The sequence below is a fragment of the Flavobacteriales bacterium genome, from assembly GCA_026129465.1.
Taxonomy (GTDB): domain Bacteria; phylum Bacteroidota; class Bacteroidia; order Flavobacteriales_F; family PHOS-HE28; genus PHOS-HE28.
In genome coordinates this window covers 2689489-2703137 of sequence record JAHCIA010000001.1, presented here as the reverse complement: position 1 = coordinate 2703137, position 13649 = coordinate 2689489, and the positions used below count along the sequence as shown (strand labels likewise).

The window sequence follows — 13649 nt, the reverse complement described above, 5'->3', positions numbered from 1 at the left end:
TCAGAGGGGTTCGTGCGGCAGGTCCCTTTCGTATGCCGCGTTGGGGATCACGATGTAGTTGTCGCGTTCGCGCAGGAATCGGCCTGGTCGCTCCCCGATGAAGGTGCGGAACTCGCGGATGAAGTGGGCCTGGTCGAAGTAGCCGCATGCCAGGGCCACCTGTGTAAGGTCCATGCGTCGTCCTTGCAACAGCAAGCGGTTCACCCGGTTGAGGCGCTGCATCCGTTGGTACTGCTTCGGCGTTACACCCACACGCTGCTTGAATGCACGCTCCAATTGCCGTTGTCCGATGCACACCAGCCCGGGCAGGTCTTCGATGCGCACATTGGAGGGAGCCCTGCGAATGAGCTCGGCGGCCTGGTGCACGTAGTCCCGCTGAGCAGGCAGACCGGCGATGCGACGAAGGAACCAGCCATCGGCCGCATCGATCATCGCCATGGTATCACGGGCCTCTCGGATACGTTCGCACAGGTCGGCGTGCGCCGCACCCATCACGTCGGCGATGTCCCCATGACCGGCGATCAGGTCGCTGGCGGCCAAACCGATCATGGGCTGCCAGCCTTCGGGCTTGAACCGGATGCCGAACACGTCCACCCGCCGCGTGAATCGCACCTCGTATGGTTCGCTGTACAAGCCGATGAGTGTGTGCATGGGCGATCGTCCCCACGCGCCATCCTTCCAAAGCATGCAGTGCGCATCGCCCAAGTGGACGATGAGCTCCACATAGCCATTCGGTACCACACGCTGGGTCAGCATCGCCTCCTGGGCCGGGTCGAAGGCGCCCCGCCAGTAGAGCTCCACATGCGGTGCCACCGCGGCATGTGGCCTGAATTCCTCCAAGTGGATGGGCATCGTCTCGCGAATTTGGGGTTTGGAGCGTTGCGGTTCTTCCTGAATGTGACGGGCGGCGAATTCCGCCACCCGTCATGTTCCATCCCCTATCGGGCTTCCTGGCCAGCGGCCATCGCGGAGGTGTCCACTGTATGGCCCGGCATGCCATTCCATTGCTGCTCGAAGGTGGCCTGGATATGATTCGCCCCGCCGAAGAAGCCCAGCACCCTGGCGGTCCCATGGCCGATGTTGCGCAGGTCGTGCGGCGCCATCTTCGGCACATGCGCCAGGTCGCCTTTCAGCAGGATGCCCCGCTGGCCATCCACCTCCGCCTCCACTTCGCCCTCGAGCACAAGCAGCAACTCCTCGGCGCTGTCGGTATGTCGGCCCAGGTGTTCGCCCGGATCGAGCTCGAAGTAGACGGTGGCGCATTCCCGCGTGCCATGCGCCCCCAACATGGGGAAGGTGGCGCGGCACCGTTGCTTCGCATCTTGGCTGGCGGTGAATTCCGTCAGGTCCAGATGATCGATGTTCACAATGGTCATGATCGTTGGTGTTTGATGTTGACAGGGCAAAAGTCCACCGGCACACCCGCATCGGAATTGCATGGATCCGACATGTCGCGGTCCGGCGGATTCGCCATATGCATGCCGTTCAAGGCATCACACCAGGGTGGAGCGCTTTGTACACCGCGGTGTATGGCGCGTCGGAACTTTTCGTGGAGGTGCTTGACGAGCAATGCCTCCGCAGCAGAAGCCCCTTTGGCATGGTCGACCTGCTACGGAGCCACTCGTGTGGCTGACGCGCCGATCCACGCCATGGGCCTGGGCGCCTTCAGTGCGTCGCCTCCAAGGCCCCGATGTCCGTGCCGTGCAGCAAGCGGACATTCCGTGTGATCCATGCCGCATCGCGGTCCCACCAGCGCAATGCCAGCAGCCGCGCGATGTCCACCTCGGCGAAACGCTTCCGCACCTCGCGCGCCGGGTTGCCCGCCACGATGCTGTATGGTTCCACGTCCTTCGTGACCACCGCACAGGCCGCGATGATGGCGCCATCGCCGATGCGAACTCCGGGCATGATGGTGGCCCGGTAGCCGATCCAGACATCATTGCCCACGATGGTGTCGCCCTTGTGCGGGTAGTCCAGCCCCTCCATGGCACCCTCCCAGCCGTGGCCGAAGATCTCGAAGGGATAGCTGCTGATGCCCTCCACCAGGTGATTGCCGCCATTCATGAGGAAGGTGACGTCCGAGGCGATCATGCAGAACTTCCCGATCACCAACCGGTCGCCGATGAAGTCGAAGTGGTACTTCACGTTGCGCTCGAAGTTCGCCACGTCTTCGAAGTCGTCGTAATAGGTGTATTCACCCACCTCTATGGAAGGGCGCGTGATGATGTGCTTCAGGAAACAAAGGCGCTCATGCCCGGAGAGGGGATGGCGCGTGAGGGGGGATGGGCCGTACATGGACTCGCCAACAGTGAAGTGGTCATACATAGCGGGACGTTCGCCTACGGAACGATGTCCCGCATGGGGTCCTTCCCTGGTCGAGTGAAATTACACCCCCACCTCCAAAGCCTTCACCACGCCGCCGTTGTCACCAGTGGTCAACTGCGGCACCGGCACGAAGCGGTACATCAGTTTCGTCAGCAACAGGAACATCACCGGCACGATCACCAGGGTGAGGAAGGTGGCGAAGACGAGGCCGAAGATCACCGTCCAGCTCATGGGCCCCCAGAACACGGTGTTGTCGCCGCCCAGGGTGAACTGCGGATCGAGCGCGCTGAAGAAGGTGAAGAAGTTGATGTTGATGCCGATGGCCAGGGGAATGAGGCCCAGCACGGTGGTGATGGCCGTGAGCAGCACGGGGCGCAGGCGGCGCGCACCGGCGTCCTCGATGGCCCGGAGCACCTCGGGCATGGGCAGGCGCTGGTCCTCGCGCAGGCCCAGTTCGGCCTTGCGGCGCTTCTGCATCAGCATCATGAAGTCGATGAGCACGATGGAGTTGTTCACCACGATGCCCGCCAGGGAGATGATGCCCACCATGGTCATCATGATCACGAACTCCATGCGGAAGATGACCAGGCCGAGGAAGACCCCGATGAGGCTGAAGACCACCGAACTGACGATGATCGCCGGTATGGCGGCACTGTTGAACTGGGCCACGATGATGAGGAAAATGAGGAAGACGGCGATCATCAACGCGGTGCTGAGGAAGGCCATCTCCTTCTCCTGTTCCTTCAGTTCGCCGGTGAACTCATAGGTGAAGCGCGGATCCTGCTCGTATCCGGCGAAGGCGGCCTGCACCTTTTCCACCGTGGGCTGCTTCTGGAACTCATCGGTGACGTTGCTGTGCACCTGCACCATGCGCTTGAGGTCCTTGCGTTTCACCGCGCTGAAGGTGCTGGCGTAATGGGCCGTGGCCAATGCGCTGATGGGCACCTGGCGGATCTTGCCATCGGTCTGGTCACGGAAGGTGATGCGCATGCCCAACAGCTGCTCCGGATCGTAGCGGTACTGGTCCATCAGGCGCAGGTTCACGGGGTAGTCGTCCTCGCCCTGTTTGTAAGTGCTCACCTCCCGGCCATAGAGCGCGGTGCGGATGGCGTCGCCGATGGCCCAGGTGCTCACGTTGTACCGCCGTGCCTTGGCCCGGTCGATGTCGATGAGCATCTCGGGCTTGCCGGTCTCCACATCGAGTTTCAGCTCCTCCACGTAGGCGATGTGCTGGTCCTTGAGGAAATCCCGCAGGCGTTCGCCCTCGGCGATCAACGCGTTGACGTCATCGCCTTTGATCTCGATGTTGATCGGCTTGGGCACCGGCGGCCCGGCGGGATCCTTGTCCACCACCACGGTCACACCGGGCACGCCGCGCATGGCCTCGCGGATCTCCTCCATCACGTCCAGCGTGTTCACACCCCGGCGTTCGGCGTACTTCACGAAGCTCACCTGCAGGCGGCCCTTGTGCGGAGTGGCATCGAAACTGGGGCCGCTCATGGGGTCGCTGGTGCCCTCGCCCACTTGCGCGATCACCGCGCTCACCAGGTAGTTCTGGAGACGTTCGCGTGTGCTGCCATCGGGCAGCGTATCCGTCACGGTGTCGTTGTACTTCGGATCGGAAAGCACCTGGAACACACGCTCCTCGATGACGCGCATGGTGGCGTCGGTCTCGTCGATGTCCGTGCCGATGGGCTTCTCCAGGAACACGTTCACATAGAGCGGCTGGTTCACCGGGAAGAAGAGCGTGTTGGGCGGGAAGATGCCCGTGAGCACGAAGGAGAATACGAGCAGGCCGATGGTGCCCAGGAACAACCAGCGCGGGCGGCGGCCTTCCAGCGCCCATACCAGAAAGTTGCGGTAGCGCTCCTCCAAGCGGGGCATGGTGCGTGTTTGGAAACGCACCGACGCCGGGTAGAGGAAGTAGTGGTTCAAATAGCCGAACAGGCCGAAGGCCACGGCGAGGTTGCCCAGTGTGAAGAGGAAGGTGCTGCCGCCGAAGTGGCCCAGCAGGCTGAACACCAGACCGAGGCCGGTCATCCAGCCGCCCACCTTGAAGGTGAGCCAGCGCGGCGGACCGTCCTGCGTGACGCGCATGTAGCGCGAGGCGAGCACCGGGTTGATGATGAGGCCCACGAAAAGCGATGAGGCCAGCACCACCATGAGGGTGATGGGCAGGAACTTCATGAACTCGCCCATGATGCCCGGCCACAGGAGCAGCGGGATGAATACCGCCACGGTGGTGGCCGTGCTGGCGATGATGGGCATGGCCACTTCGCCGATGCCGTTCTTGGCCGCGCGCAACGCACCCTGCCCCTCGCCCATCAGGCGGTGGGTGTTCTCGATCACCACGATGCCGTTGTCCACCAGCATGCCCAATGCGAGCACCAGGCTGAAGAGCACCATCATGTTCAGCGTGTAGCCCATGGTGTTGAGCACGATGAAGCTCAGCATCATGCTCATGGGGATGGCGATGCCCACGAAGATGGCGTTGCGCAGGCCGAGGAAGAACATGAGCACGCCCACCACGAGCATGATGCCGAAGAGGATGCTGTTCTCCAGTTCGTCCACCTGCGTACGTGTCTGGTCGCTCATGTCACCGGTGATGGTGATGTGCAGGTCGGCGGGGAATACGCTGCCCTTGAACCGGTCCAGCACGTTGTTGATGCTGTCGCTGGCCACGAGCAGGTTGCGTCCGCTGCGTTTCATCACATCCACCATCACCACGGGCTGGCCGTACTCGCGGGCGTAGCTGGTGGGCTCCACATAAGTGAAGGCCACGTCGGCGATCTCGCCCAGCCTAACGATGTCCAGGTTCTCCTGCTTCACCACGATCCGGCGCACCTGCTCCATGTCCGTGAACTCGCCGCTCACACTCACCGTGCGGCGCAGGCCATCCACCAGCACCTCGCCACCACTGATGCTCACGTTCTCGCTGCGCACGGCGTTGGCCACGTCATCGAAGGAGATCTCGCGCGCCTCCATCTTCCGCAGATCGAGGCTGATGCGCACCTCCTTCTTGGGCACACCGCGGATCTCCACCTTGTTCACCTCGGGGAGGTCCTCCAGTTTGTCCTCCAGCAGTTCGGCCCATTTGTTCAACTGGTCCACGCTGTAGTCGCCGCTGAGGTTGATGTTCATCACTGGCATCATCTCGGAGAAGTTCATCTCCATCACGTTGGGCTCTGCGGGCAGGTCCGTCGGGAAGTCGGGGTCGGACTTGGCCTTGTCCACGGCGTCCTTCACCTTCCGCAGGGCCTCGCTGGGCGTGACGTTGAAATCGAACTTCACCTGGATGGTGCTGAAGCCCTGCACGCTGGTGGAGTTGATCTCGTCAATGCCGGTGATCGTCTTGATCTCCTTCTCCAGCGGGCGGGTGATGAGCTTCTCCATGTCGTCCGGCGCGTTGCCGGGGTACATGGTGCTCACATAGATCTCGGGTGTCACCACCTCCGGGAAGGCCTCGCGCGGCATGCTGTTGTATGCGCTGAGACCGATCAAGGCGATGAGGATGGACAGCACGATCACCGTGGCGCGGTTGTCCACCGCCCACGAACTGATCGCGAAGCGCTTGTCCTGGTAGTTCTTGCCGTTGTCCTGTGACATGGGTTTGTCGATCAGACCACAAAGGCGCTGAGGTACGGAGCGCACGGAGCCGCGCTACCATTGATCTCTGCCCGGGTCGTTCTGTTGCTCATGGAGTTCCCTGTGTCCTCTGTAGCGCTGTGCCGTTGTGGTCTTCCCCCTCACGCCCCCCGCAGCACCTGCACCTCCTGCTTGTCCACCACCAGGCGCGAACCCTGGTCGATGAGGGCTTCACCACCCTTGAGTCCGGTCGCCGCACGCTCTATGAGGAGCTCACCGCCCTGCGCGCTGAGCACCCGCACGAAGACCTTGCGGCTGCGCGCGATGCCGTCCACCTCCTCCAGCACGTACACGTAGCTGTCGCCGACGCTGTTCTCCATCACCAGGCGGCTGGGCACCACCAGCGCGTCCTGAACGTCCAGGTCGCGGATGCGCACGTTGGCGAGCTGGTTGGGTCGCAGTTGTGCGCCGTTGGCCACGCGCAGCGTCACCTTGAAGGTGCGGTTGTTCGGATTGATGTACTGGCCGCATTGGTCGATGGTGGCCATGAGGGTGTCGCGCAATTCGGGCAGGATCACTTCCACGGGATCACCCGCCTTCACCTTGGTCAGCAGGTCCTCGGCGAGATCCACTTCGATGCTGGCCTTGCCCAGTGCCACCACACGCGCCACGGGTTGCATGGGGTTGGCCATGTCGCCCAGGTTGGGGAAGATCTCGTCCACCACGCCGTCGAAGGGCGCGAGCACCTGGGCGTTGCGCAACTGCTCGCGCAGCGCCTGCAACTGGGCTTCGCCGGCCTCTTTGCGGCTCTTGGCCTCCAGGTATTGCACCTCGCTGCCCACCTTCTGTTCCCATAGGCTCTTCTGGCGTTCGAAGACGGTGCGCGCCAGCTCCACGCTCACCTCGGCCTGTTGCACCTGCTGGCGCAGCGCGTCCACGTCGATCTCCACGATCGCCTGGCCCTTGCGCACCGCCTGGCCCTGTTGCACCAGTATCCGGCGGATCTCGCCACCGCTGGTGGTGTAGACCAGGGCGTTCTGGTCCGCGCGCACGCTGCCGTGGGCCTCCGTCCAGTGGGCGAAGGCACGCGGCTCCAACCGGTAGGTCGTCACCACGGGCAGGGCGCGCTTCTGGTCGGGGTCATGCCGCACGAGCCAGTCCTCCACCGCAGCGATGGCCTTGTTGAGTTTCTCGCGTTCGGTCTTCAGCGAATCGCGCTCGGACCGCTTGGCGCGCAGTTCAGCGTCGATATCGGCTCCGCCACCGCAGCTTGCCAGTAGCGCGATGGTGATCAGGATGAACAGGTTCGTCTTCATGGCGAAATGGTGCGGTCTTAGTATCGGTCCAGGGCCCGGCGCAGTTCGGCGCGGGCGATGAGCAGGTCCACGAGGCGCTGCACATAGGTCTGTTGCACGGCCAGGTCGTTGGCCCGTTCCTGCGTGAGTTCGAAACTGGTGGCGGCGCCGTTGGTGAACTTGATGGTGGTGCGTTCCATGATGCTGCGCGCCAGCCGCATGTTGCGTTCGGCGTCCGCGTAGTTGTCGCGCGCGGTCCTCGCCTGTGCCCTGGCCCGCTCCACCTCGGTGATGAGGCGCTGCTCGGTGGCCGTGCGGTTCACCTCCACCTGCTGCAGCTGGTGTTCGGCCTGCCGCACCTTGTGGTAGCGCGATCCGCTGCTGATGATGGGCACCTCCATGCGCAGGCCCCACACCGTGGCGGGGTAGAAGGGATATGTGCCGCCGGGGTCGAAGGCCGGACCGTTCCATTCCTGGCGGTGGCTGATGAAGCCGGCCAGGCTGGGCAATGCCTTCGCGCGTTCGTTGCGCATGTTCAGCGTTTGCAGGCGCACGAGGGTCTCGGCGGCGCGCTGCTCCACATGCGCTTCCGGGGAGAAGGTCTGCTCGCTCAGGGCCGTCTCGTCCGGATCGGCGAGGATGGAGGGCAGGTCGCTGGTGAGCCGCAATGGCGTGCCCTGTGGAACACCGAGGGTGAGCGCCAGCAGCATGCGGGCCACATCGGCCTGCTGCTGGAAGGCGCGCTGCTGCGAACGCACCTGCTCCAGCTGGATGGTGATGCGGTCCACATCGGTGCTCTCCATGAAACCGGCATCCAGCATGGCCTGTGCTTCACGCTGGCTCTGTTCGATGAGGGGGATGCCCTCGGCGGCCAGCCGAACGCCCTCCTCCGCGGCGAGCACACCATAGTAGGCCCGGGCCGCCTGAACGCGCGCCTCCGCCTGGGTCAACTCCAGTTCCTCGCGGCTTTGCTGCGCCACCGCCTTGGTGGCCTGCAGGCCGATGATGTAGCTGCCGTCGAAGATCAACTGGTTCAGGGACAGCCCTGCCACCGCGTTCCATGGCAATGAGAACTGCGCGGGGAAATACTCCACGCTCGAGCCGGGGTCGAAGAAATTCGGCACCAGCTGCGTGGGCACGTCGATGAAGTTGTTCAGGGCCAGCTCGCCGTTGATCTGCGGGAACCCGATGGCGGTGATCTCCTTCACGCGGTGGCGTGCTTTCTCCGCCTCCAACGCACTGGACCGGACCGCGTAGCTCTGCTTCGCCGCCAGGTCCATGGCCTGCCGGACGGACAGGTCCATGGGGCCTTGTGCCATCAGCGTCAGACCCAGGCCGGCAGCGGCCGCCACGGCCAGCCCGCGCAAGGCCGCGTGTGCTCCTTTCGCCACGGAGCCGCCATCCCTTTCCTTCTTCACCTTCTTCACCAGATACTTGCGGCCCTTGTCGCTGGCGATACCCCGGATGTGGTAGCGGAAGAGCTCCCAGATCACGTCCTCGAAGCGGTACTTGTCCGACGGGAAAAGCTCCCCATCGAAGGTCACGTCGAAGCGCGAGATGTAGATGCGCGCGATCACGTCGATGTCCAGGTCCTCGCGGTAGAGTCCCTCCTCGATGCCTTTCCGCAGGTTGTCGGTGATGCACTTGTAGATGTCGGCACGCTCGGCGCTCTGCAGCACATCCCACGATTCGGGGTGATACTTCTGCAGGTCGAAGTGGACCGAGGGATGCAACTGGCCCACCTGCGAGGCCACGAAGCGCGTGATCTCGAAGCTCTCATCGATGGCATTGCGCTCCTGCGCGCAGATGCCCAGGATGCACTCCCGGTGATGGTCCGTGATGCCCTTGACGGCCTTCAGCACCAGTTCATTCTTGTCCTTCACATACTGGTACAGCGTCTTCTTGCTGATGCGCAGGTGCTGGGCGATGTCGTCCATGTTCACACTGCGGATGCCCAGACGCATGAAGACCTTGCCGGCCTCTGCGATGATGTGTTGTTCGCGGTCCTCCATATCCGTGTCGGTCTTGCCTTCCGGCAGGTGGGCGCAAAAGTAGAGCGTCCGGATACATTGGAAACATTCCGGTTGGCATATTGTTTCCACCGTTTATCACATTTCATCCCTGTCCATCACACTGCCGCCACACTTCCGGTGACGGCCCTGCGCATGGCGAAGTGGACCACCATGGCCCTCGGCGACCTTCCCCACTATGGGCACCAGTGTATTGGCACGGAAGCCTATTGAACCGGATCAATGACAAGCGGATAGGGGGCAATGGCGAAGGGTCTATCTTCAACCTTCAGCTTCGGACGCATGGCAGCGGACATCATCGGTCATTCTGGCGGGGAGTCGTTCTGGCACATCCGTACCATCAGCTGGGCGCTGATGGCGGGTTTCCTGCTGGCCGAAGCTGCTGCCGTGCACGGACAAACACACGAGATCGACAGTCTCAGAGCGTTGCTTGGTCGATCATACCAGGAGGATACGGCCACGGTCCTCACACTGCAAGAGCTGTCCGCGAGCTATTGGCAGGTGGACCTTGATTCCTCCGAGGCCGTTGCGCGGCGGCTCATCGCGCTCAGCGAAAAGATCGGCTACCCGGCGGGCATCAGCATTGGCTATGGCAGCCTGGGTGTCTGCCAGTGGTACCGGAACAACTACTTCGAGGCGCTGGCCCATCATGAGCGGGCCCTGGAAGCTGCCATACAGGCCGCCAGACCGCAGAACATCGCCCGGGTCCATCATAACATCGGCCTGGTGTACGATGAGATGGGGGACCACCAGGAGGCCATGCGGCACTATGTGGAGGCGCTGAAGTTGTTCCAGTCTTCGGACGATCGGCAGCGCATGGCGTCCGCGTACAACGTGATCGGCGGTTTGTTCAGCAGGATGGATGACAAGCCTGCCGCGTTGGAGGAGTATCGCAAGGCCAGGGCGATCCGCGAGTCCATTGGGGATGGTGTCGGCCTGTCGGAGACCTACGGGCACATGGGTGTCGTTCTTTCGGAAATGGGTCACCAGGACAGTGCCCTGTACTACTTCGGCAGGTCCCTGGCCCTCGCGCGCGAACTGGGCCATAACCGCAGGGTGGCCTCCAACCACACCAACATCGGCAAGGTGTTCATCAAGGAAGGAGGGTTTCGTGCGGCCTTGGCGCACATGGATAGCGCGCTGTCCATCTACTCCGGCCTCGGGGATCGGCGGGGCATGAGCATCGCCCACATCAACATCGGGCGCGTGCATGCGGACCAGGGGAAGGATGAGCGCGCCCTGGAGCACATTCGCAAGGCCTCCGCTCTGGCCGAAGAAGTGGGTGCGATGGAGCAGCTTATCATCGCGCTGAGGGGTTCATCGGAGATCCTGGCACGCATCGGCCGGCACAGGGAGGCCTACGCTGACCGCCTGCGGTATGAAGCACTGAACGATTCCATCCACGACCGTGAGAAGATGCGGTCCGTGACCCGTATCCGCATGGAGCACGAGTTCCAACGGCAACGTCTGCTCGACAGCTTGGCGACCGCTGAGGCTACCGAACTGGCAAGTCGCGACCACGCCCTGCAACTGGCGGCCGAACGCAACCGCAGGACCCTCATCACCCTGGGCGCCCTGCTGGTGCTGGTGGTGGCCGGAGCGCTGTGGTCACGGTTGCGGTACATGCGTCGCGCGCGGGACACCATTCTCCGTACGCAGGAGCAGTTGCTGGCCAGCGAGAAACAGCGTGAAGCGGAACAGGTGCGCACACGCATCGCGCGCGACATCCATGACGAGATCGGGGGTGAACTCACACGCATCCGCATGTTCGGACAGGAAGTACGGCATCTGATGACCCATGACCAGACCGCGGCCGGAGCGATGCTGGACCGGATGGGGCGCTCGGCGCGCGAGGCCAATGGTGCGTTGCGCGACATCGTGTGGGCCACCGATCCGAAGCGCGATACGATGCATGGCCTGGTGGAGCACCTGCGGGAGATCGCCCACCGGCAACTGGAACCAGGGGGAACGGAAACGGATATCCGGGTCCACCATGCCGGCAATGACCTGCCGGTGGACCCCGCTTGGCGCGCGCACGTGCTTCGTATCGTGAAAGAAGCCTTGAACAACGCCGTGAAGTATGCCGGTGCGAAGAGCATCGCCCTGGAATTCGCCACCGAGCAAGACAGCTTCAAGCTGCGGATCGCGGACGACGGCAAGGGCTTCGACCCGGCCGACAAACCAAGTGGCAACGGCTTGAGCAACATGCGCGCACGAGCGGAGGCCATCGGAGCCGAACTTGGCATCATCAGCGCACCGGGCATAGGATGCGTGGTGGAGGTGGAGGGGCCGTTGCCCACTGCTGTGGATGGGCAACAGCCTTGACGCGATGGTGGCCGGCAGATCGCGCGGGAACACATCCTGGACGGCCCACGCGCTTCTAACCTTGTCTGCCCGGGGGATCTTCCTTTCCTTCGTCACCCTTGCTCCGGCCCATTCCCCAGGTCCGGTGCAGCCGCCGACCACGCACGACCCGATCCGACATCCGTCCACATCATGAAGACCCCGACCCTCGCCCTCCTCGCCTTAGTCATTCCCTTCTTTGCGCAGGCCACCGTACTCACCGTGAGCAACCGCCCGGGCTACCCCGCGCAGTACGCCACCTTCGCCACCGCGCACACGGCAGCATCCGCTGGAGATACGCTGTATCTCACTCCGAGTCCCAATACTTATGGAGCCGCGACCATCACCAAGGGCATCACGGTCATCGGTGGAGGCTACGCTGGCGCGGCCTATCCCGTGACCTTGGCTTCGATCACCCTCAATGCAGGCTCCAGCGGCACCCGCATGATCGGCTTGGATGTCGGTACCATCACATTGAATGTTACCGGCCTCTCCGATATCACGATCGACAGGGTCCGATTCTCTTCATTGGTGAAAGGCCTCACGTCATATACGATCAACGGACTGGTGATCCGTCACTGCGCCATCGGCAGCATCAGCTTGGCCTCCACGGGAGGCCAGGCCACCAATGTGGAGATCGTCAACAACGTGTTCGCGGGCAACTCCACCGCCCTATCCATCTCCGGATCCAGCGCCACTTCCGTCCTGGTAGCCAACAACATCTTCCTCGGGCTGAGCAACAACACCAGCTATCGGGCGCTTGGCACCTTCACCAACGGCTTGGTGGTGAACAACATCTTCTATGGCCGCGCGCCGGTCGCCACGACAGGCGTGACGGATTGCGTCTTCAGCAACAACCTCAGCTTCTCCACCATCGCCAACGACCTGCCGCCCGCCGGCAACACCGGGGCCGGCAATGTGGTGAACCAGAACCCGCTCTTCGTGAACGTGCCCACCTTCAACCCTGCGCCTGCGGTGATGGTCACGTACGACTACAACCTGCAGGTCGGTTCACCGGCGATCGGTTCGGGTTCGGGCGGCACGGACATGGGCCTCTATGGCGGATCAACGCCGCTGCTGGTGCCCCTGGATGGTCTGCCCCGTTTGCCACACGTCACCAGCTTCAATCTGGCCAGCCCCGTGGTGGGCCAGAGCGGCACCGTGGACGGTGATGCCGAAGGCACCAAGCACGATTGAGGAAAGCTCCCATCCGCTGACCGTGTGATGATGCGAGCGCTCCTGGCTTGTCTTTCCTTTGGCCTGCTGGCCATTGCTGACGTCCGCGCCCAGCTGACCGCTGCGGAGTTCTTCGTGGACAGTGACCCGGGCGTGGGCAATGGCACCGCGATCGGCCTGACCTCGGGGCCTGGCGACGTGGTCACCACCGCCCTCTCCACTTCGGTGGCCACGGGCTTCCACACCATCAGCCTGCGCTTCAAGGACAACGCGGGCGTATGGGGCATAGCCGAGTCGCGGCCGGCATTCGTGTATGGTTCCGTGGCCAATGATCCCGCCAGCCCACTCGCGGCCGCCGAGTACTTCGTGGACAACGACCCCGGCGTGGGCAATGGCACGGCGGCCACCTTGATCCCTGGCCCGGGCGACGTGGCCAACATCCTGCTCGACATTGATGCCTCCGCCTTGTCGGTCGGCTTCCACACGCTCAGCGTTCGCTTCAAGGATGCCGATGGCAAGTGGGGCATCGCAGGATCCCGCCCTGTATTCGTGTACAGTGCGGTGACGAACGACCCCGCCGGTCAACTCGTCGCAGCGGAATACTTCATCGATTCCGACCCCGGCGTGGGCAACGGCACGGCCACCGCGCTTGTCCCCGGGCCCGGCAATGTGGCCAACATCCTGCTCGACGTTGACGCTTCCTCGCTTTCGGCAGGATTCCACACCCTCAGCGTGCGCTTCAAGGACGTAGCGGGCAAGTGGGGCATCTCAGAGTCGCGACCCGTGTACGTGTACAGTACGGTGGTCAACGATCCCGCCGGGCAGCTCGTCGCAGCGGAATACTTCATTGATACCGACCCCGGTGTGGGCAACGGCACGGCCACCGCGCTGGTCC

The 13649-nt window shown here is 63.2% G+C and carries 8 protein-coding genes; 2 read left to right on the top strand and 6 right to left on the bottom strand.

The window, feature by feature from the left end:
- The 6 genes from KIT10_11505 to KIT10_11480 all read right to left on the bottom strand — a co-directional run bounded on the left by KIT10_11505 (position 1) and on the right by KIT10_11480 (position 9217).
- A complete protein-coding gene (locus KIT10_11505; protein MCW5899883.1) occupies positions 1-852 on the bottom strand; it encodes an AraC family transcriptional regulator in 852 nt (283 codons plus the stop codon).
- 86 nt (positions 853-938) lie between these two features.
- Positions 939-1376, bottom strand: coding sequence for a cupin domain-containing protein (locus tag KIT10_11500; GenBank protein MCW5899882.1), 438 nt, complete (start codon positions 1374-1376; stop codon positions 939-941).
- 289 nt (positions 1377-1665) lie between these two features.
- The gene (locus tag KIT10_11495) at positions 1666-2295 is read right to left on the bottom strand and encodes a CatB-related O-acetyltransferase (GenBank protein MCW5899881.1); all 630 of its coding nucleotides are present in this window, start codon (positions 2293-2295) and stop codon (positions 1666-1668) included.
- A gap of 90 nt (positions 2296-2385) precedes the next feature.
- Positions 2386-5931: an efflux RND transporter permease subunit gene (locus KIT10_11490; GenBank protein ID MCW5899880.1), complete on the bottom strand. Its 3546-nt coding sequence runs from the start codon at positions 5929-5931 to the stop codon at positions 2386-2388.
- A 140-nt stretch (positions 5932-6071) separates the two neighbouring features.
- A complete protein-coding gene (locus tag KIT10_11485) occupies positions 6072-7226 on the bottom strand; it encodes an efflux RND transporter periplasmic adaptor subunit (protein ID MCW5899879.1) in 1155 nt (384 codons plus the stop codon).
- A gap of 17 nt (positions 7227-7243) precedes the next feature.
- Entirely contained in the window at positions 7244-9217 is a 1974-nt protein-coding gene (locus tag KIT10_11480; GenBank protein ID MCW5899878.1) for a TolC family protein, read from the bottom strand.
- A 300-nt stretch (positions 9218-9517) separates the two neighbouring features.
- Between KIT10_11480 and KIT10_11475 the strand changes: the two genes are divergently transcribed.
- Together KIT10_11475 and KIT10_11470 are read left to right on the top strand one after the other, a co-directional pair.
- Complete coding sequence (locus KIT10_11475) at positions 9518-11560, top strand: sensor histidine kinase (protein MCW5899877.1); 2043 nt, start codon at positions 9518-9520, stop codon at positions 11558-11560.
- Between the two features lie 171 nt (positions 11561-11731).
- Complete coding sequence (locus KIT10_11470) at positions 11732-12775, top strand: hypothetical protein (protein MCW5899876.1); 1044 nt, start codon at positions 11732-11734, stop codon at positions 12773-12775.
- Positions 12776-13649: the final 874 nt, after the last annotated feature.

Bases quoted from the DNA above. Each gene is read 5' to 3' on its own strand.
- KIT10_11505 (MCW5899883.1), bottom strand. From the start codon at position 852: ATGCCCATCCACTTGGAGGAATTCAGGCCACATGCCGCGGTGGCACCG.
- KIT10_11500 (MCW5899882.1), bottom strand. From the start codon at position 1,376: ATGACCATTGTGAACATCGATCATCTGGACCTGACGGAATTCACCGCC.
- KIT10_11495 (MCW5899881.1), bottom strand. From the start codon at position 2,295: ATGTACGGCCCATCCCCCCTCACGCGCCATCCCCTCTCCGGGCATGAG.
- KIT10_11490 (MCW5899880.1), bottom strand. From the start codon at position 5,931: ATGTCACAGGACAACGGCAAGAACTACCAGGACAAGCGCTTCGCGATC.
- KIT10_11485 (MCW5899879.1), bottom strand. From the start codon at position 7,226: ATGAAGACGAACCTGTTCATCCTGATCACCATCGCGCTACTGGCAAGC.
- KIT10_11480 (MCW5899878.1), bottom strand. From the start codon at position 9,217: ATGGAGGACCGCGAACAACACATCATCGCAGAGGCCGGCAAGGTCTTC.
- KIT10_11475 (MCW5899877.1), top strand. From the start codon at position 9,518: ATGGCAGCGGACATCATCGGTCATTCTGGCGGGGAGTCGTTCTGGCAC.
- KIT10_11470 (MCW5899876.1), top strand. From the start codon at position 11,732: ATGAAGACCCCGACCCTCGCCCTCCTCGCCTTAGTCATTCCCTTCTTT.